17 protein-coding genes and 1 tRNA gene are annotated in these 19,128 nt (G+C 72.7%); 10 read left to right on the top strand and 8 right to left on the bottom strand.

The features are described 5' to 3' along the window. Window positions 1–138 precede the first annotated feature (138 nt). The gene (locus OG395_RS33215) at window positions 139–1,557 is read right to left on the bottom strand and encodes a HAMP domain-containing sensor histidine kinase (RefSeq protein ID WP_327246208.1); all 1,419 of its coding nucleotides are present in this window, start codon (window positions 1,555–1,557) and stop codon (window positions 139–141) included. Continuing rightward, the gene (locus tag OG395_RS33210; RefSeq protein WP_327246207.1) at window positions 1,554–2,264 is read right to left on the bottom strand and encodes a response regulator transcription factor; all 711 of its coding nucleotides are present in this window, start codon (window positions 2,262–2,264) and stop codon (window positions 1,554–1,556) included. Before OG395_RS33210 ends, OG395_RS33215 begins: the two co-directional genes overlap by 4 nt. Before the next feature lie 78 nt (window positions 2,265–2,342). On the opposite strand from OG395_RS33210, the gene OG395_RS33205 reads away from it, so the two are divergent. Further along, window positions 2,343–2,870 (top strand): hypothetical protein, encoded by a 528-nt coding sequence (locus OG395_RS33205; protein WP_327246206.1) that lies wholly within the window; start codon window positions 2,343–2,345, stop codon window positions 2,868–2,870. A gap of 33 nt (window positions 2,871–2,903) precedes the next feature. On the opposite strand, the gene OG395_RS33200 is transcribed toward OG395_RS33205, so the two are convergent. Then, window positions 2,904–3,794, bottom strand: coding sequence for a spermidine synthase (locus OG395_RS33200; protein ID WP_327246205.1), 891 nt, complete (start codon window positions 3,792–3,794; stop codon window positions 2,904–2,906). Between the two features lie 86 nt (window positions 3,795–3,880). Next, window positions 3,881–4,396 carry a hypothetical protein gene (locus tag OG395_RS33195; RefSeq protein WP_327246204.1) on the bottom strand — a complete coding sequence of 172 codons (516 nt, stop codon included), beginning with the start codon at window positions 4,394–4,396 and terminating at the stop codon, window positions 3,881–3,883. A 239-nt stretch (window positions 4,397–4,635) separates the two neighbouring features. Here OG395_RS33195 and OG395_RS33190 point away from each other — a divergent pair, with 239 nt between their 5' ends. Next, window positions 4,636–6,006 carry a tetratricopeptide repeat protein gene (locus OG395_RS33190; RefSeq protein WP_327246203.1) on the top strand — a complete coding sequence of 457 codons (1,371 nt, stop codon included), beginning with the start codon at window positions 4,636–4,638 and terminating at the stop codon, window positions 6,004–6,006. Window positions 6,007–6,146: 140 nt separating this feature from the next. Here the strand turns inward: OG395_RS33190 and OG395_RS33185 are convergent, their stop codons facing one another. Further along, window positions 6,147–6,743, bottom strand: a complete 597-nt coding sequence (locus OG395_RS33185; protein WP_327246202.1) for a histidine phosphatase family protein — start codon at window positions 6,741–6,743, stop codon at window positions 6,147–6,149. A 248-nt stretch (window positions 6,744–6,991) separates the two neighbouring features. On the opposite strand from OG395_RS33185, the gene OG395_RS33180 reads away from it, so the two are divergent. The 7 genes from OG395_RS33180 (at window position 6,992) to OG395_RS33150 (ending at window position 13,427) form a co-directional block, all read left to right on the top strand. Continuing rightward, window positions 6,992–7,924 carry a phosphatase PAP2 family protein gene (locus OG395_RS33180; RefSeq protein ID WP_327249532.1) on the top strand — a complete coding sequence of 311 codons (933 nt, stop codon included), beginning with the start codon at window positions 6,992–6,994 and terminating at the stop codon, window positions 7,922–7,924. Next, window positions 7,824–9,017 carry a hypothetical protein gene (locus tag OG395_RS33175; protein WP_442818625.1) on the top strand — a complete coding sequence of 398 codons (1,194 nt, stop codon included), beginning with the start codon at window positions 7,824–7,826 and terminating at the stop codon, window positions 9,015–9,017. The genes OG395_RS33180 and OG395_RS33175 overlap by 101 nt, the downstream gene beginning before the upstream one ends. Next, window positions 9,008–10,621 carry a hypothetical protein gene (locus OG395_RS33170; protein ID WP_327246200.1) on the top strand — a complete coding sequence of 538 codons (1,614 nt, stop codon included), beginning with the start codon at window positions 9,008–9,010 and terminating at the stop codon, window positions 10,619–10,621. The genes OG395_RS33175 and OG395_RS33170 overlap by 10 nt, the downstream gene beginning before the upstream one ends. Continuing rightward, window positions 10,618–11,952, top strand: coding sequence for an AAA domain-containing protein (locus OG395_RS33165; protein ID WP_327246199.1), 1,335 nt, complete (start codon window positions 10,618–10,620; stop codon window positions 11,950–11,952). Before OG395_RS33170 ends, OG395_RS33165 begins: the two co-directional genes overlap by 4 nt. 149 nt (window positions 11,953–12,101) lie before the next feature. Beyond that, a complete protein-coding gene (locus OG395_RS33160; RefSeq protein ID WP_327246198.1) occupies window positions 12,102–12,443 on the top strand; it encodes a hypothetical protein in 342 nt (113 codons plus the stop codon). Between the two features lie 179 nt (window positions 12,444–12,622). Beyond that, a complete protein-coding gene (locus OG395_RS33155) occupies window positions 12,623–13,363 on the top strand; it encodes a hypothetical protein (RefSeq protein ID WP_327246197.1) in 741 nt (246 codons plus the stop codon). Further along, a tRNA-Lys gene (locus tag OG395_RS33150) sits at window positions 13,354–13,427 on the top strand. The genes OG395_RS33155 and OG395_RS33150 overlap by 10 nt, the downstream gene beginning before the upstream one ends. Before the next feature lie 59 nt (window positions 13,428–13,486). On the opposite strand, the gene OG395_RS33145 is transcribed toward OG395_RS33150, so the two are convergent. After that, the gene (locus OG395_RS33145; protein ID WP_327246196.1) at window positions 13,487–14,701 is read right to left on the bottom strand and encodes a M6 family metalloprotease domain-containing protein; all 1,215 of its coding nucleotides are present in this window, start codon (window positions 14,699–14,701) and stop codon (window positions 13,487–13,489) included. Window positions 14,702–15,137: 436 nt separating this feature from the next. On the opposite strand from OG395_RS33145, the gene OG395_RS33140 reads away from it, so the two are divergent. Further along, a complete protein-coding gene (locus OG395_RS33140) occupies window positions 15,138–17,066 on the top strand; it encodes a sensor domain-containing protein (protein ID WP_327246195.1) in 1,929 nt (642 codons plus the stop codon). A 117-nt stretch (window positions 17,067–17,183) separates the two neighbouring features. On the opposite strand, the gene OG395_RS33135 is transcribed toward OG395_RS33140, so the two are convergent. Both OG395_RS33135 and OG395_RS33130 read right to left on the bottom strand, forming a co-directional pair. Beyond that, the gene (locus OG395_RS33135; RefSeq protein ID WP_327246194.1) at window positions 17,184–18,287 is read right to left on the bottom strand and encodes an LLM class flavin-dependent oxidoreductase; all 1,104 of its coding nucleotides are present in this window, start codon (window positions 18,285–18,287) and stop codon (window positions 17,184–17,186) included. Between the two features lie 75 nt (window positions 18,288–18,362). Further along, a complete protein-coding gene (locus OG395_RS33130) occupies window positions 18,363–19,106 on the bottom strand; it encodes a maleate cis-trans isomerase family protein (RefSeq protein ID WP_327246193.1) in 744 nt (247 codons plus the stop codon). Window positions 19,107–19,128: the final 22 nt, after the last annotated feature.

Below are 19,128 nucleotides of genomic sequence, written 5' to 3'. Positions count from 1 at the left end.
GGGGGGTGGGGGTGCGGGAGCACGCTAGCGACACCGGAAGCGACAAATGATCCATTCCGGGCGCCGGTTGATGTTCTTAGGGTTGGCTTAAGGAGCGCATCGGCGCCGGTTAAGACCGCCCCCCATGCGCCGGGCGGTCTACGACCGACCGGCGAACCGGATCCTGCGGCGCTGCCGGCCCACCCGGTGGCCGCGCCTTCCCTGTTCGGGCCGGCGCCCGTCGAGCCAGATCCAGATGCGGATCTCCGTGCCGCCGAGCACGGACCGCCCGATCCGCACATCGCCGCCGGTGGACTCCGCGACCCGGCGGACTATGTCCAGCCCGAGCCCGGTCGAGCCCACCGAGCCCCGGGCGCCGCCCCGCCCGCTGCCACCGCGCGCCAGCGCCGCCTTGGGGTCGGCGATGCCGCCGCCGGCGTCCGAGACGAGCACGATCACCGCGTCGCCGCTGTGGTGCACGTCGACGGCGAAGGCGGTGCCCTCCGGGGTGTGCCGGAAGACGTTGCCGAGCAACGCGTCGAGGACGGCGACCAGTTCGGGCCGGGCAACCGGGATCCGTACCGCACGGTCGACTCCCGCGAGGCGCACCTTGCGTCCCTCGTCCTCGGCGAGCGCCGACCAGAAGGCCATCCGCTCCCGGATCACCTCGGAGGCGTCGCAGCCCGCCCCGGGCCCGTTGTTCATCCCCTGCGTCTGCGGGCGCTGTTCGCGGGCGGTGCGGATGATCGTGTCGACCTCGTGCTCCAGCTGCTCGACCGCGGCGCGGGTCTGTTCGGCGGCCGGTCCCTCGCCGAGCGAGGCGGCGTTGAGGCGCAGAACGGTGAGCGGGGTGCGCAGCCGGTGCGAGAGGTCTGCGGCGAGCTCCCGTTCGTTGGCGAGGAGCTGAACGACCTGATCGGCCATCGAGTTGAACGCGACGGCGGCGGAACGCAGTTCGGTCGGCCCCTCCTCCGGGACCCTGGTCCCCAGCCGGCCCTCCCCCAGGTCATGGGCGGCGCCCGCGAGCCGCTGCGCGGGCTCCACCATCCGTACGCCGAGCCGGTCGGCGACCGCGACGGAACCGACGATCAGGGCGGCACCGACGCCCGCCAGCATCAGCCACGCGGTGGCGACCCCGTTGGACTCCTCGCCCTCGGGCACGAACACTTCGACCACGGCGATGTCCCCGGAGCCCAGCGCGGTCGGCTGGAGCAGTGCGGAGCCGCCGGGTACCTCGGTGATCGAGGCGCGCCCCGACTTCCGTACGGTCTCCAGGTCCTTGCGTGTGGCACGCCGGGTGCCGATCTCCACCGGCCGGCTGCCGGGTCCCGCGGCAGCCGGGATGTGGACGGCCATCCGGCCCACGCTGCCGGGCTCGGTGGTGAGGACGGCCGTCTCCAGTTCGTCGCGGTCGGTGGTGATGGAGAGCGTCGGACCGATCGTGGCGGCCTGCCGCTCGGCGTCGGAGAAGGCGCGGTCGCGGGCCATCTCCTTGATGACGAGACCCAGCGGCACGGCGAAGGCGACGACGACCATCGCGGTGACGGCCAGACAGACCTTGACCAGGGCCCATCTCATGCGGGCCGCTCCGGTGGCGGCGGCGCCGCGGGCGGCTGGAGCTTCACACCGACGCCACGCAGGGTGTGCAGGTAGCGCGGCCGGGCCGCCGTCTCGCCCAGCTTCCGCCGCAGCCAGGACAGATGGACGTCGATGGTCTGGTCGTCGCCGTACGACTGCTGCCAGACCTCTGCCAGGAGTTCCTTGCGCGGGACGACGACTCCGGGACGCCCGGCGAGAAAGGTCAGCAGATCGAACTCGCGGCGGGTGAGGTCGAGTGCCGTCCCGTCCAGCTCGGCCTGACGGCGCAGCGGATCGATGGACAGACCGCCGACCCGGATGACGCGCGGCGAAGCCTCGCCCCCGGCGCGCGAACGGCGCAGCACTGCGGCCATCCGTGCCGAGAGGTGTTCCACCGAGAAGGGTTTGGTCAGGTAGTCGTCGGCCCCGTCGTTGAGCAGCCGGACGATCTCGCTCTCGTCGTCCCGCGCGGTCGCGATGATCACCGGTACGTCGGTGATGCCCCGGAGCATCTTGAGCGCCTCGGCGCCGTCGAGATCGGGCAGACCGAGGTCGAGGATGACCACGTCGAAGCGGAAGTGGGCGACCTCGCGCAGCGCTTCGAGCGCGGTGCCGACGCTCCGTACCGTATGGGAGGCCTCGGTCAGGTGCCGGATGAGGGCGGAACGCACGAACTGGTCGTCCTCGACCACGAGCACACTTGGCATGGGCGGCACCGTACGCCATGGGACGGCTCCGGGTCCTCCCTGGGACAACACCGGCCGCGGTGGGGCAGGATGGGCCGGATGCGACGAGGACTCGTACACGCGCTGGCGTGGTTGCTCGCCACCGCGGCGGCGGTCACGTTGTCGTGGTGGGGTGTCCACACGGTCATGGCGGGGACGGCGTACGACCCGCCGCGCGCGGTGCCGATCTCCGCGAGCGCCCGCGACGACGGGCGCGGCGCAAAGGCGCTGGCGTCCTCGACACGGCGCCCGGCTCCGTCGCCCTCACCGACGCCGAGCAGCACTCCTCGGGCCACTCCGAAACCGTCCGCGACCCCGTCGCCGCGACCGTCCCGCACCCCTGCTCCCCCGCAGCCGGCCAAGCCGTCCGGCACGGTGCGCAGTTACGGGACGGACGGCGGCCGAGTCGTCTTCGAGCTGGGCGCCACCTCGGCGAAGCTGGTGTCGGCGACACCGGATCCGGGCTGGTCGATCCAGGTCTGGAAGAACACGACCTGGATCCGCGTGAACTTCAGCACCGACGACGGGACGACGGTGTCGGTCTTCTGCACGTGGAACGATCATCCGCCGGCGGTCGACATCGTCTGACAGGCCTGAGCGCGGCGCCGGTGCGACGTCCGGTCACTGGAACGCGGAGGACGGCGGCGCCGGGGACGGCCGGGCGTCCGCATCGCGCACCGCAGCCGCGCCGCCGGTGAAGTCGGCGAGTTCCCGGCCGTGTTCAACGCGTCCCGGGTGCGGGTCGGTGGCGACCCTGCGGGTCAGTTCGGCGACCTTGAGCGGCAGCCCGGAGGCGAGCAGCACGGCGTTGCCGAAGCGGCGGCCGCGCAGCACCGCCGGGTCGGCGGCGAGGGCCAGCTCGGGGAAGACGGCGGCGGCGGTGGCGATCTGGCCGCGGAGATGGGCCAGCGGCGGGCCGTCGGTGAGATTGGCCACGTACTGCCCGGTGGGCTTCAGCACCCGGCGTACGTCGGTGAGGAACTCGGTGCTGTTGAGGTGGGCGGGGGTGCGGGATCCGCTGAACGCGTCGGCGATGACGAGGTCCGCCCAGTCGTCCGGGATCTTCCCGAGCCCGGCGCGGGCGTCGGTGGAACGGACCCGGATCCGGGCCTGCGGGTCCAGGGGCAGCTCCCGGCGGACCAGTTGGACGAGCGCCGCGTCCAGCTCGACGATCTGCTGGGTGGAGCGGGGGCGGGTCGCGGCGATGTAGCGGGCGAGGGTGAAGGCGCCGCCGCCCAGGTGCACGACGTGCAGGGGCTGCCCCGCGGGGGCGGCGAGATCCGCGATGTGGCCGATCCGGCGCTGGTAGGAGAAGGAGAGGTGCGCGGGGTCGTCGAGGTCGACATGGGACTGAGGGGCGCCGTCGAGGTTCAGCGTCCAGGCACCGGGGCGCTCCCGGTCGGGTATCAGCTCTGCGAGACCGCCGTCGACCGCCTCGGCGAGGGTCTCCGGCCTGCGGTCGGAACGCTTCCGGGCGTTCGCGCCACCGCTGGATGCTCCTCGACGTGCCACTGCTGTTTCCCCTGCTCGCTGCTCATCGCTCCGGCCCGGTGCCGGACCGGCACCGGTTGGGGAACACGCCCCCGGCCATTATGAGCTCAGCGGCAGTTGTCGGCCGCCTCGATCAGCCGGGCCGCCTGGTCGAGGGCGGCCCGCAGCGCGGCAGGGTCGGTGACCGGGGCGTCGGCGGCGGGCGGCAGCAGCCAGCCGCTGCCGGACACCGGTGGCTCGGCAGGAATACGGAGTCCGCGGCCGTTCGTCTGCGTACAGGCACTGCCCGGTACGTCCCAGGCCTCGGCGGTGCCCGGCGGGACCAGGAAGCCGAGGGTGTCGCAGGTGCCGTCGTGCAGAACCGGGCCGACGGCCTCCTGATCGGCGCCGCGGCGCAGGATGTCGACGGCCTCCAGGCCTTGGCGGGCGGGGACGGTCACCAGCTCGCAGGGCCCGGGGGCGGTGAGCGGCAGGGGCTCCGCCACGGCGGGCTCGGAGGCCAGGGGCCGGGGTGGGGCGGGTTCGGGGGTGGCGGGTTCGCGCTCCGCAGCCCCGGAACCGGTCGTCGTCGTGGTCGTCGTCGCAGTCGTCCGCGAGCCGGTCTCCGTGCCGAGATGCAACAAGGGACCTCTCCTCTCATCGCCGGGCGGAGCCAGACTCCGTCTCCACATGAACCAACGCCTCGACTACGTCAAGGGCTACGGTGCCACGCCGCCGCAAAGGATGGCAGTTCATGGCGGATCGCGGGCGAGATATCCCCTTTGTGGGCAAACACTGCGTGTGCGGTCCGTCACAGCAGGTACCTTCTTGCTCCGCCGGGACACCGGAAACAGGCCCGGCTTGCACCAGAGAGGGCCCAGCCATGGTGTCGACAGGGGCAGTTCCCAACCTCGCCTTCCGGCGGCTGCGCGGACCGCGCTCCGCCGGGGAGTTCGCTGCCGCGGTGCGCAGATCCGCCCGCGAGATCGGCGAGCAGGTCGCGTGCGACGCCCGGTACATCGGACGCGTGGAGTCCGGCGAGATCCGCTGCCCCAACTACGCCTACGAACGAGTTTTCCTGCACATGTTCCCCGGGGCGACCCTGGCGGACCTGGGCTTCTCGTCGCGCGAGACCGTACGCGGCCGAGGAGCGCGCGCCACCGCCGAGATCCCCGACACCCCACTGCCCCCCACGCTCCAGAGCGACACCGACGAGGAGAGCGACGTGCTGCGTCGCGTATTCATGACCAGCGGCACCACCGCGATGGCGGCCGCGACCCTGGGCTTCGGCCTCGGCACCACCACCGGCGTCGCCGCCGCTGCCGTACCCGCACAGCGCCCCACACAGCGACGGGTCGGCGAGGCCGAGGTGACCGCCGTCGAGAAGGCGGTTCGGCAGATCAGGCTGCTGGACGACCGGCACGGCGGCGACGGCCTCTACCGGCGGGCCGCGCAGCCGCTGAGGGCGGCGTACGCGCTGCTGGACGAAGGGACGACCACCCGCCGCTCCACGTCCGACCGGCTGCATGCCGGGGCGGGTGAGCTGGCCATCTCGGTGGGGTGGCTGGCCCATGACTCGGGGCGTTTCGAGGACGCCCGCTCGCACTACGCGGAGGCGCTGGCGACGGCACGGCTGGCCGGTGACGCGGCGCTGGAGGCGCATGCGTTCTGCAACGCGTCGTTCCTGGCCAGGGACGTGGGGCGGCCGCGGGAGTCGGTACGGGCTGCGGAGGCCGGGCAGCGGGCGGCGACGCCGCTGGGCTCACCGCGACTGCTGGCGCTGCTCGCGCTGCGGGAGGCGGGGGGCCGGGCGGGGCTCGGCGATCGCAGCGGCTGCGAGCGGGCGCTGGGACGGGCGCACGAGGCCTTCGGACGGGGGACGCGCGATGCCGACCCGGAGTGGATGACGTTCTTCCGGGAAGCGGAGCTGGAGATGCTGGAGGCGCAGTGCTGGTCGGCGCTGGGTGACTGGCCGCGGGCGGCGCGTCATGCGCGACGGGCCACACAGCTGCAGGACCCGCACTTCACCCGGAACCTGGCGCTGTACCGGGCCGAGCTGACGACGGACCTGGCGCATGCCGGGGCCGCGGCGGAGGCGGCCGCGACGGGGCACCAGGTGCTGGACCTGCTCGACCGGGTGCAGTCGTCCCGGATCCGGGCGATGTTGGCGGGGGCGGTGCGGGTGTTGCGGGCACAGCGCGGGTCACCGGAGGTGGCGGGGCTTCTGGAGCGGTGCGCAGAGATGGGCGTGTAGATGAGGGTGTAGGAGCACCCGGCGAGGCCGGGGCACCCCGTACCGGTCCGACGGCTGGGTCCTCAGGCGCCGGGCAGGCCGGGATCCCCCGGCGCCGCCCTCCGCGAAGCGCCCACCGCGCCTTGGGGCAGCGGCGGGACCTACCGGTCCAGGTGGCCCGTGTCGTTCCAGCGTTCCAGTGCCGGCGCCCCGTAAGCCCATCCCAGGACCGACAGCGACGTCGGGTCCAGCCGGATGCGGGACGCGAACGACACGTCCTCGCCCAGCCACCGTGCCCCCAGCGCCCGCAGGATGTGACCGTGCGCGAAGACCAGCACGTCGCGGTCGGCCGAGCGCGCCCAGGCCACGATCTCGTCCGCGCGGGCGGACAGTTCGGAGAGGGTCTCGCCCTCCGGCACCCCGTCGCGCCAGATGAACCAGCCCGGCCGGATCGCCTGGATCTCGGCCGGGGTCATGCCCTCGTACGCCCCGTAGTCCCACTCCATGAGCGCGTCCCACGGCTGCGCGCGGTCCGCGAAGCCGGCTATGTCGCAGGTCTCCCTGGCGCGGACGAGCGGGCTGGTCCGGACCTCGAGGCCCGGCAGGTCCGCCCACGGTTTCCGGTGCAGCCGCTCGCCCAGCAGCTTGGCGCCCTCGCGGCCCGCGTCGAGCAGCGGGATGTCCGTCCTGCCGGTGTGATTGCCCTTGACGGACCATTCCGTCTGGCCGTGCCGGGCGAGCAGGATACGCGGTGCCATGACGGCTCCCCCTGAGATGCGGATCGGAGAAAACGACAACAGGGACGGGTCATCCGCCTTTGTCCATCATCGCTCACGTGCCCGGGAGGCAACCTCCGGGGCCGCATCGGCGTCCCTTCCCCCGCGGAGAAAGCTCCGCGCGCACGGGGCGTCCAGCAGGGGAGCCCCGGGGGGATTCGCCAACGACCTGCGCCGTACGGTTGAACGCCTGCCGTCGGACGCATGAACACATGATGGAGAGCATCCGGATGTCGCTTGCCACCGCCGCGCCCGCGTCGCGGCACCGGCCTCTATGGTGGGCCGAGCTGCCGCTGATCGCGATCGTGTACGCGGTCTACTCGGCGGGCCGGCTGCTGGTCCGAAGCGATGTGTCGATCGCCGTCGACCACGGGCTGCGCATACTTCATCTGGAGAAGACGCTCTTTCTGAATGCCGAGCACCCGCTCAACCGCTTGATGACGGCTCATCCGGCGATAGGCATACCCTCCGACTTCGCGTACGCCTCACTGCACTACGTGGTCACTCCGGCCGTCCTGATCTGGATCTACCGGCGGCGCACGGCCGCGTACCGCGCCGCCCGCACCTGGCTGATGACGTCCACGCTGCTCGGTCTGATCGGTTTCGCGCTGATGCCGACCTGCCCGCCGCGGCTGCTCCACGCCACGCACGGCTTCGTCGACACGATGGCCCAGTACAGCTCGTACGGCTGGTGGGGCGCCGAGGCGAGTGCGCCGCGCGGCATGGGCTGGATGACCAACCAGTACGCGGCGATGCCGAGCCTGCACGTCGGCTGGGCGCTGTGGTGCGGGATCCTGCTGTGGCGCCACGGCAGGCACCCGCTGCTCCGGGCCGCGGGTGTCGTGTACCCGCTCCTCACCACGTTCGTCGTGATGGGCACGGCCAACCACTACTTCCTCGACGCGGTCGCGGGCGCCGCGGTGATGGGCGTCGGGGCGCTGCTCACCACGCCGGTGATGCGGCTCGCCGACCGGATCAGGGCAGCGGTACGGGCCCGCACCGCTGCGGCCGTCCCGGTCACGAAGTCCCCTGTTGTCAGTGCCGGATGCAAGACTTCCGCGGGTGAGCGAATCCCCGGCCAGCGGACCTCCTCCGCAGACTCCACCGATGTCGCGGCATCGGCCGACGCAGCAGGCGACGACACTCCGGCAGCGGCTCGCTGAACTGCGCGGTCCCGCCGTCGCGCCGCATCCGCTCGATGCCCGCGCGCTGGCCGCCCTCGCCGCCAACCCGGGCTGCAAACGGCGCGCCCTGCTGGACGGCGCAGGGGTGGACAAGGCCGCGTTGGCGGCCGCACTCGGCTCTCCCGCCGCGTTCGGTCAGTCGCAGTTCGCTTTCATGCGGGGCAACGCGTTCGAGGCGAGGGTCAAGGCCGACGGCGGCACGGAGCTGATGCGCCTGCTGTACGAGCGGCTCGGCGGGGGCGGCGACGCGCCGCGCGAGGTCCGGGTGCCGGATCTGGCGGCGGCGGGTCCCGAGGGCCGCGCGGCGCGTACGGCACTGGCGCTGCGTGAGGCGACCGAGGCGGGTGGCTGGGCTCTGCTCGATCACCCGATGCTGGCCCTGGAGGTGGCGGGCTCGCCCGCCTATCTGGAGCCGGACGCGGTGGTGGTGCACCCCGACGGCCGGTGGACGGTCGTGGAGATCAAGTCGTTTCCCATGATCGACAGTTCGGCGGACGCGGCGAAGGTCGGAGCGGCCGCCCGGCAGTCGGCGGTGTATGTGCTGGCGCTGGAGCGCATCGCGGCGGTCACGGCGGGGGCGGAGGTCGGCCACCGGGTGCTGCTGGTCTGTCCGAAGGACTTCTCCAACCTGCCGACGGCGTCGGTCGTCGACGTGCGCAAGCAGCGCGCGGTCACCCGCCGCCAGCTGACCCGGCTGACCCGGGTCGAGGACATCGCGGCCGCCCTGCCCGAAGGCACCACCTTCGACCCGGAGTGCTCCGCGCAGGAGCTGACGGCCGCGGTCGACGCGGTCACGGCGGCGTACGCGCCGGAGTGCCTGGCCGCGTGCGAACTGGCCTTCCACTGCCGGGCGAAGGCACGTGCGGCCGGTGTGGTGGAGGCGCTGGGGCGGAGCGTACGCGGTGAGCTCGGCGGTCTGACGACGGTGGGCGCGGTACTGGCCGCGGCGGCGGGCAAGGAGGGCGATCCGGCCGACCCCACGGTCGCCGCCCTGCGCCGCGCCGCGGCCCTGCGCGCGGAGGCGCTGGAGCACCGGGGCGCGCCCCTGGACGGGAGCCCGGTATGTCGCTGATCAGTACCCTGGCCCGGCTGGAGGCCGTGGAGAGCGGGCGGGCGCAGCCGATGGCCACCGTCCGGCACCGTCATCTCACCGGGGCGCCGTTCGTTCTCGTACCGCTGACCACCGCCGGTGAGGCGGGCGCCCCGCTCGGCGCCCTCGTCGGAACCGACCGGGACGCGCCCCGGCTGCTCGCCGTGGCCCAGCCGCGCGACCGCGATCTGCGGTTCGCTTTCCTCGCCGAGCTGGCCGAGGCGGTCCTGCCGCACATCGAGACGTACACGGACGTGGTGGAGCCCGCCGAGCGGGGCGAGACCGACCCCGAGACCGGAAAGAAGGTCAAGGTCGAGGTCGAGTTGTGCACGGACGCGCCGCAGTTGATCGTGCCGAGCCGGGCGGGTCTCGACTTCGTACGGCTGCTGGGCCGGTCCATGCGGTTCCGGCGCACCGCCGAGGACGCCCCGGACACCCCGTACCCGGCGCCGGCCCGGGTCCCGCTGCTGGGCCGCTGGCTGACGCATTACGGGGAGCGGGCCCGGGTTCCTGGTTCCTCGCTGCTCCTCGCCATGACCGATCTGCTGAACCGGCACTGGGCGACCGGGCAGTCCACGCTGGAGGACCAGCATCTGGGGGCGCTGCTCGCCTGGATCGACCCTGCGGCCGGCGAGTCCGGTGCGCGGGCCGCGCTCCGGGCCGAGCTGGAGCGGGACGCCGGCGGCCAGCTGCTCTGCCCGCCCGCCGGTCCGGCGACGGATCCTGCGTTCGACAACCGGCTGCTCGCGCCCGCGATCGAGAAGTACGACCGGGCGCGCACGTCGCTCGCGGCGGCCGAGGACGGCCTCGCGGCCGACGCCCGGCTCGCCGAACTGACCTCCGCCGAGCGGGAGATCAGGTCGCTGCTGGCCGCGGTGACGCGGCCGACCTGGGACGCGGTGTGGCGGGGGCTCGACCTGATGCGGGAGCTGCCGGCCGGGTCCAGGACCGAGGACCGGTGGACCCGGGACCGCTGGTCGTTCACCGGTCACCGGGACCGGGTGCGGGCCGGGGAGCCGCCGCAGCCGCGCCGGGACGACGCGGTGACGGCGGCGGCAAAGCTGGCCTCGCGGGAGACGGCGCAGGCGCAGTTGGAGGCGCAGGAGGCACTGGACGACCCGCTGGTGCTCGCCGGGCGCCGGCTGGCCGGTGAGGCGTTCGTCGGGGAGGTGGCCGAGGTGGTGATGGCGTACAGCGAGTCGAAGCGGCCCTCGCCGCGTCCGCTGGTCACGGTCCGGACGGGCGAGCGCCCTCACCTCGGTGAGCGCACGAAGGTGTACCGCACGCTGGACGGCAAGCCGCAGACCGCGGAGTTCGTGGCGTACGCCTCCGAGGATCTCCCGGACGCCGAGGAGCGGCTGCTGGTGCTGCGGATCACCGACCGGATGGGCCGGAGCAAGGAGCCGGCCCCGGGTTCGCTGCCGGAGCCGGGCGACCGGATCGTCTGGACCCTGTTCGAGCACGACCAGCGCGGCGGCCCGAAGCTGCCGGACCCGGAGGAGACGCCGTGGACGCACGGCGGCCCGCCGGGGGCCCCCGGACATTCCGAGAACCCCGACCCCGTGACCCCGGAGGACCTGTTGTGACGGCCGTATTCGATCCGGGAGCCGAGGCGGGGCGGGCCACCGCCCAGATCCTGGACGACACGCTGAACGGCACGGCCCGCGGCATCGTGGTGGACTCCCCGCCAGGTGCGGGAAAGTCGACGCTGGTGGTGCGCGCCGCGCTCGAACTCGCGTCGGCAGGGCGCCCGTTGATGGTGGTCGCGCAGACCAACGCCCAGGTCGACGACCTGGTGGTGCGGCTGGCCGAGAAGGACCCCGGGCTACCGGTCGGCCGCTTGCACAGCAACGACGCGGACCCGTACGACAAGGTGCTGGACGGCCTGGCCAACGTACGGAAGTCGGCGAAGGCCGGGGATCTGGCCGGACTTGATGTCGTCATCTCGACGGCCGCCAAGTGGGCTCATGTGAAGAACGTCGAGCCGTGGGGGCACGCGATCGTCGACGAGGCGTACCAGATGCGCTCGGACGCGCTGCTGGCCGTCGCGGGGCTCTTCGAAAGGGCGCTGTTCGTCGGTGATCCGGGGCAGCTGGATCCGTTCTCCATCGTCGGTGCGGACCAGTGGGCGGGGCTGTCGTACGACCCGTCGGCGAGCGCGGTCTCGACGCTGCTGGCGCACAACCCCGAGCTGCCGCAGCGCCGGCTGCCGGTGTCGTGGCGGCTGCCCGCGTCGGCCGCGCGGCTGGTCTCGGACGCGTTCTACCCGTACACCCCGTTCCGCAGCGGTACGGATCACGGCGACCGGCGGCTGGCGTTCGGGGTCCCGTCGGACGGCTCCGCCCCGGACCGGGTGCTGGACGAGGCCGCGGAGTCCGGCTGGGGGCTGCTCGAACTCCCGGCCCGGCACACCCCGCGCACGGACCCGGAGGCGGTTCGGGCGGTGGCCCTGGTGGTCCGCCGACTCCTGGACCGGGGCGGCGCGGCGACGAGCGAGCGCTCCCCCGACCCGGCCCCGGTGACGGCGGACCGGGTCGCGGTCGGCACGGCCCACCGTGACCAGGCGGCGGCGGTACGGGCAGCGCTCGCCGAGCTCGGTGTGACGGGTGTGGCGGTGGACACGGCGAACCGGCTCCAGGGCCGCGAGTTCGATGTGACGGTGGTCCTGCACCCGCTGTCCGGGCGCCCGGACGCCACGGCGTTCCATCTGGAGACGGGCCGGCTGTGCGTCCTGGCGTCCCGCCACCGTCACGCCTGCATCGTGGTCTGCCGGGCCGGCGTCGCGGAGCTGCTGGACGAGCACCCGTCGACGGAACCGGTCCAGCTCGGCGTCACGGTCAAGTTTCCCGACGGGTGGGAGGCGAACCACGCGGTCCTGGCCCATCTCGCGGAACACCGCGTCCCGTGGCGCCCGTAACACTGCCGGATCACAGGCGATGGGCCGTCGGGGGCGTGCGTCGTGCCGGGCGGTGACCCGGTGCGCCCCGCGCACCGCCCCCGAAGCGCACTTGCGGACGGTTGGACAATGGAGGGTGGCCGTCGGGCCCACCGAAGGAGGAACCTCACATGGCACAACCCGAGCGGAACGAGCGGCAGCGGCTGCGCCCCGCGCCCCTGCTCTTCGAGCCGTCGGCTGCGGTCGCCGACCCCGAGCACTTCTTCGACCTGGAGTCGATGGACGACCCGAAGGAGCTGCTGGCCCGCGCCACCGAGCTGACGCTGGCCTTCCGCGCCGCGACCGACCGGGCGGTCGAGTACCAGGCCATCGCCGCCGCCCAGCTGGCCGATCCGGGCCGGTTCGACCGGCTCACCATGGCGGACATCGCGGAGCGCGCGGAGTGGACCGAGGACTACGCGAAGCTGATGGTCGAGTTCGGCCGGAGTCTGCTGGGCGGCGCACGGCCGTGACGCCGGAGCGTCCGGCCCTCGGCCCCCTCCGGGCCCGGCCCCGGTTCTCGCTCCGGATCTGACTCCGGGCACAGCCGTTGGCATATGCCCGCGCGCAAGATACTCCTACCCACCCCACCCTGTCCGGGTTTCCGACAACTCTTGCAATCCGCAGTGTCACTACCGGTAAACAGGTAGTCATGAGCGCATGGCTGCCAGACGAGACCACCCTGCATCCCGGCACCGGAACCTGCGCCGGCCCCCGCAACGGCACCCGCACCGGTGCCGATGTCTTCACGGTCCTGCGGGACCGAGCCGGTGACCAGACCGCTCAGGTCACCGCGGCCGGAGCGGCCTGGCTGGCCGGCGCCGCCGCGTATCCGCGCTCCACGCTCGCCCAGTGGGAGGCCCACCCCGGCTCCCCCGGCGTGCTGCCGTGCGGATCGGCGTTCGACGTGGTCAATGTGCCCGCGCTCTTCGGGCGGCGGATGCTGGAGCACCTGTGGGCCGACGGCCCGGGTTCCGGTCCGGTCGCCACGCACCGCGGGCGGATGCTGCTGTTCGCCGCCCCCGGCACCGCCCAGCGGCTGCCGTCGCTGCTCGACTGGGAGGAGTGGGGCGCCAGCCATGAGCAGGTGGCGGAGCACGGCCCCGAGGCGCCCCGGGAGAGCGAGGACCGCGAGGGCAGGGTCCCGCCACTGCTCTGCCACGGCACCGGTGACGCGGTGACCGTTCCACCCCTGGCCTGCGACTCCTCCTCGCCGGGGCCCCGCTGGGTGGTCGCCCCCGACACCCGTAACCCCTGGCTGCCGGGTCCCGACGTACTGCTCTGGGCCTGTGTGCGCGTGACGCGCTCCGCGCCCACCGGATCGGCTCGGATTTCGATTTTTCCTCCCGCCGATCAGGGTGCTAAGGTCTACGACGTCAGCAGGCGCCGCTAGCTCAGTTGGTTAGAGCAGCTGACTCTTAATCAGCGGGTCCGGGGTTCGAGTCCCTGGCGGCGCACAGACGGAAGAAGCCCCTCGCGGAAGCGAGGGGCTTCTTCGTTCACCGTCACGGCAGCGTTACGTGCCCGTGGCGATACGGACGGTCCACGCACCCGACGGCGTCCGGTCCGCGACCTCGATCCGGGTGTGCTCGCCGGGGACGGAGTACGTCTCGCCGACCCGCAGCGGGGCGTCCGCGAGCGGCGGGTAGACCGACTGGTCCCAGCAGGCGTCGGTGTGGGGGTGGGTGTCGATGACCTGGATCGGCCCGCCGCCGGACGGCGTCTCGTTGCGGACCCGGTAGATCAGCACCCCCTCGCTGCACGTCGCCCGGTCGTTGCCGGTGGCACTGCGGGCCTCCAGCGCCACGGCACTGCCCTCACCGGTCCTGATCACCGCGAGCCGCGTACCGATGGACGCGCCGCGCGCCGGCACGGCCGCCATCGACTCCAGGGTGATGTCCTGGTTGTGCTGGATGCACGCCACTTGCCTGCGGTTCAGCCAGCCCAGCTTCCACTTGTGCCAGCCGAACAGATCCGGCGCGAGACCGAACTGGCTGCCCATCACGTCCCAGTCGCCGACGTACGTGTCCCAGTCGCCCTTGCCGTCCGACGGCCGGTGGTAGAGATCCGGCAGGTCGAAGACGTGCCCGGTCTCGTGGGCCAGCACGTTCCGGTCCGGCGGATGCTGCTCGAAGACGGTGACGACGCGCCTGATGTCCGTGCCGTCGGCGTGCAGCGGCTGGTCGAAGTTGACGACCTTGGTGGCATCGGAGTCGACGCCGGGCGCGTCCGGGTCGGCGACCAGATAGACGATGTCGTACTTCGAGAAGTCGACCTGGTCGTCGGCCGCGGCGATCGCGTCGCGAAGATAGGAGCTGCGCCGCTTGTCGTCCCAGTCGCGTTTTATGCCGTACGACGTGGATGCGTGAGGCATCTGGACCCACCTCCGCTGCGGGTGCGGGCGCAGGGTGAACTTCCCGTACGAGGCGCGCCGGAAGAACTGCGTGGTGGCGGGGAAGTAGTCGGCGGCGAGCTCGGCGGGGGTGGTGACGGGGCGGGCGTCGGGGAACGAGAGAAAGATCATGACCGCATCGAGGGGGTGGTCCGGGCGCGGGTAGGCGCCGTCCCACTCGTCCAGGCCCAGCGAGTGGTGTGCCCCCGTCCTGGGCAGGGCGCAGGGGCCGGCTTCACCCGTGGCCGCCACCGCCGGACCCGCAACGAGGGAGGTGGAGGCGAACGCCAGGAGAGAGACCAGACCGGCCACCACACCACGCGGACTCGGTCTCTCCACTCCCCCGAGCCTGCGCTGAGGCGGCACATCGACCTCCGGGTGCGGGATGCGGATACACGCAATCCACCCTGTGCCGGTTCGGGGGTGTTCGCCCTGTTGTGCTGCCCCACTCGTGTCAGCAGTCAGCCTCTCGGAGCTCTTTCACGGACAGTCACAAACAATCACGGCAGCGACGTGAAAAAGATCCAAGATCGACGTGAGGGAACAGAGCAGCGCAGAAATAATCAATCACGGGCAAACCGGAACGACGTGCGAATGGCCCATGCGGGGTGCTCCCCGGGGCCGCAACGGGCCGGGAGCTGGAACGGGCGAGACAACAGCATCTATGCTTCACCACGCTTTCCTGCGTGGTTTCCGCCTCGGACAACGGCACTCCGCGCGGCGGGCCAGTCCGACCACAACTGTTCGGGACAGAACTGCACGGCGGGAGCGAGCGGTGAGCGGAACCTCCGAAGGGCCGAGGCCCGCGGCAGGCACAGCGCCCCCTACCGTGCGACCATCCATCACGGAGCGTCACACGGAATCGGTCGGCCCGGGAGCCGTCGGCTCCCGCCCGACCGACTACCAGGCCGCCTTCCGGGGCGCCGTGCTGCCGATGGCCGTCGTCGACCACGAGGGCCTGGTCCTGTGCGCCAACGACGCTCTCGGCGGGCTGCTCGGCGCCGATCCCGCGGCGCTGACCGCCCAGTCCGCGTCCGATCTGCTCGACCTCTCCGCCGACGTCCGGACCTGGCATGCGTACCGCGAGGTGCTGCGCGGCCGGCGATCCCGGTTCCGCTGCACCCGCAGACTCAAGCACCCCGACGGGCGCTCGATGTGGGCCGAGATCACTGTCGTGCCGATGCCGGAGACCGGGACAACAGACCCGGAGACGAGCGCGGGGACAGATCCGGAGACCGGGACGGGCGCGGAGACCGGAACCGGGATCACCCCGGGCGCCTCCCCCGTGCTGCTCTCCGTCGCCGACATCAGCGACCGGCACGAGCTGCAGAAGCGACTGCGCCACCTACAGACGCACGACCCGGTGACCCGGCTGCCCAACCGGACGCTGTTCTTCGAGCGGCTCTCCTCCGCTCTGGAGACCCCGCCGCACCAGGACGACAGCCGGCCGCGGCACGGCCGGATCGGGCTCTGCTACCTCGACCTGGACGGCTTCAAGGCAGTCAACGACACGATGGGGCACCGGATCGGCGACCGGCTGCTCGCCGCGGTCGCCGCCCGGCTCACCGACTGCGCCGAACAGGAGAGCCTGCAGCGCACCGGTGGCACACTCGTGGCGCGCCTCGGCGGCGACGAGTTCGCGATCCTGGTCGAGGAATCCGCCGGGACGCAGCAACTCACCGATCTCGCCCGCGCGGTGCTCGCCGCCCTCCAGAAGCCGTTCGACCTGGCCGGCACACGGCTGGCCGTGTCGGCGTCGATCGGGGTGGTGGAGCGGGGCGTCGCCGGGACCTCGGCCACCGGTCTGATGCAGGCCGCCGACACCACGCTGTACTGGGCGAAGGCGGACGGCAAGGCACGCTGGACGCTCTTCGACCCCGAGCGCAACGCGCACCGGATGACACGGCAGGCGCTCTCCTCCACGCTCCGGCCCGCCGTCGAGCGCGGCGAGTTCACCATCGAGTACCAGCCGCTTGTCGGGATGGCCGACGGAGTCGTGCGAGGGGTGGAGGCTCTGGTCCGCTGGAACCACCCGCAGTTCGGCATGCTCTCACCGAATCGGTTCGTCGCGATCGCCGAGGAGGACGGCTCGATCGTCCAGCTCGGCCGCTGGGTGCTCCGGTCGGCCTGCCGTCAGGCCCGGCGCTGGCAGCTGGACCATCCGGCCGAGCCGCCGCTCTTCATCAGCGTCAATGTCGCCGTGCGGCAGGTCTGGGACTCCGACCTGGTCACCGATGTCGCCGAGATCCTCGCCGAGACCGGTCTGGCCCCCGGACTGCTGCAGCTGGAACTGACCGAGTCCGCGGTGATGGGCTCGGCGGGCCGCCCGCTGGAGGCGCTCCAGACGCTCAGCGACATGGGCGTCCGGATCGCCATCGACGACTTCGGGACCGGCTACTCGAACCTCGCCTATCTGAGCCGGCTGCCGGTCTCCGTACTGAAGCTGGACGGCTCGTTCGTACGCGGCTTCCGGTACGAGGACGGGGCGCACCCCAGCCCGGCCGACGAGACGATCGTCGAGGCGATGGTGCAGCTGGCGCACCGGCTGGGGCTGACCGTCACCGCGGAGTGCGTGGAGACCGTGAGCCAGGCGGAACGGCTGCGGCGGATCGGCTGCGACACGGGGCAGGGCTGGCTCTACTCCCGGGCGGTGGCCCCGGAGCGCATCGCGGAACTCATCGGGACGAGCCCCCTTGCGCTCTGAGAGAGCCGCGCCCCGGAACACGGAGCCGGCTGCGCCCCCGAGCGCCGGGCAGGCCGGGGCTCAAGCCTGCCCGGCGCTCGAGGGAACAACGGTCAGCAGGGCCGGCCCGCGCAGACCTCAGCCACGCAGCCCGTACGCATCCGCGATCAGGTCGTAGCTGCGCAGCCGCGCCTCCCCGCCATGCGCATTCGCCGTGATCATCAGCTCGTCCGCCCCGGTCCGCTTGACCAGGTCGTCCAGACCGCTGCGCACCTCGTCCGCCGTCCCGTGGATGACATTGCCGAGCCAGCTGTCGACGAACTCCCGCTCCATGGGACTGAAGGCATAGGCCTCCGCCTCCTCCGGCGTCGGGATCAGACCGGGGCGGCCGGTGCGCAGGCGAACCATCGACAGGGCACCGGACAGGACCTGGCGGCGGGCTTCGCGCTCCTCGTCGGCTGCCAGAGCCGAGACGCCGATCAGGGCGTACGGGGCGTCCAGCACCGCGGACGGCTTGAACGAGTCCCGGTACAGGTCGAGCGCCGGAACCGTGTTCTGCGCCGAGAAGTGGTGGGCGAAGGCGAACGGCAGGCCCAGGACCCCGGCCAGCCGGGCGCTGAAGCCGGAGGAGCCGAGCAGCCAGATCGGCGGGCGGCCCGCGGGACCCTGCACCGGGCCCGGGACCGCATGGATCCGGGCGTACGGGTGGCCGTCCGGGAAGTCGTCGTCCAGGAACCGGGTCAGCTCGGCGAGCTGCTGCGGGAAGTCTTCGGCGCCCTCGCCCAGCCGGTCCGTGCGGCGCAGCGCGGCGGCGGTCGCACCGTCCGTGCCGGGGGCGCGCCCGAGGCCGAGGTCGATGCGGCCGGGGGCCATGGCCTCCAGTGTGCCGAACTGTTCGGCGATGACCAGCGGGGCGTGGTTGGGCAGCATGACCCCGCCGGAGCCGAGCCGGATCCGCTCGGTGCGGGCGGCGAGGTGGGCCAGGATCACGGCCGGGGACGACGAGGCGACGCCGGGCATGGAGTGGTGTTCGGCGACCCAGAGGCGGTGGTAGCCGCGGCGCTCGGCGAGCTGGGCGATGTCCACGCTGGTGCGCAGCGCCTGGGTCGCGGTGCGGCCCCGGCCGACGGTCACCAGGTCGAGCACCGACAGCGGCACGGAGGCCGTTCCCTCGGTCCTGCCCCGAATGCCGTCGCCGCGACTCCCGTCGCCTCGGTTCTCGTCGCCTCGGTTCTTGTCCACGTGAAGGCCTCTCCGGTGATGCTCGTACGTCCGGGGGAACCTAACAGGAGGTTGTCTCCGTTTATTCCCGGCCGGTCACTTCCCGACCGGTGCGGGCGGCGCCTCCCGGGTGGCGAACAGCGTGCCGAGCTGGGGCGCCCAGGTGCGCCGACGGGCCAGCCGCAGAGCCTCGTACACCGCCACCTGGTTCGCGGTGAGGACCGGTTTGGCGAGGAGTTCCTCCAGGTCACGAACGTGCGCGGCGGTGTGCACGGCGTTGTCCGGCAGCAGCACCGCCTCCGCGTCCGGTCGGTCCGCGGCAACCGCGAGCTCCTTCAGCCGGTCCAGCCCCCACCCCGCGGCCGCGGCCGCGGAGGTGACGCCACCCCCGCGCACGGCGACCACCTCGACGCCCGCGGCGGCCAGGAAGTCGCCGAAGAGCCCGGCGATCTCCTCGGTGTACGGAGCGGCGACCGCGACACGGGCGGCGCCCAGCGCCCGTACCGCGTGGACGAAGGCGAGCGACGTACTCGATGCGGGCAGCCCCGCCGCCCTGGCCAGAGCGGTGCTCTGCTGGTGGGCGCCCTCCCACCCGTACACGAGACTCGCGCCGGTGCTGGCCCAGACCACCGACTCGGCACCGGCGCGCCGCAGCTCCTCGACCCCGGCCGCGAGGCGTTCGGGTGCGCCCCGCTGCCGCAGGGTCTCGGCGCGGCGGTCGTCCTCGCCCGGCTCCGTGCGGTTGACGACGAGCCTGATGGTGGTGTCGAGGATGACCTCCATGCGTGGGAAGTCGTCGTCCGCGAAATGGCCCGGGTAGAGGAATCCGACGGTCGTCATATTCACCCTCCTGCACTGCTGG

It is taken from the genome of Streptomyces sp. NBC_01320, from assembly GCF_035974375.1.
Classification (GTDB): domain Bacteria; phylum Actinomycetota; class Actinomycetes; order Streptomycetales; family Streptomycetaceae; genus Streptomyces; species Streptomyces yanii.
Note: the sequence above shows the minus strand (reverse complement) of the source record. Positions and strands in the feature narration are given on the sequence as shown.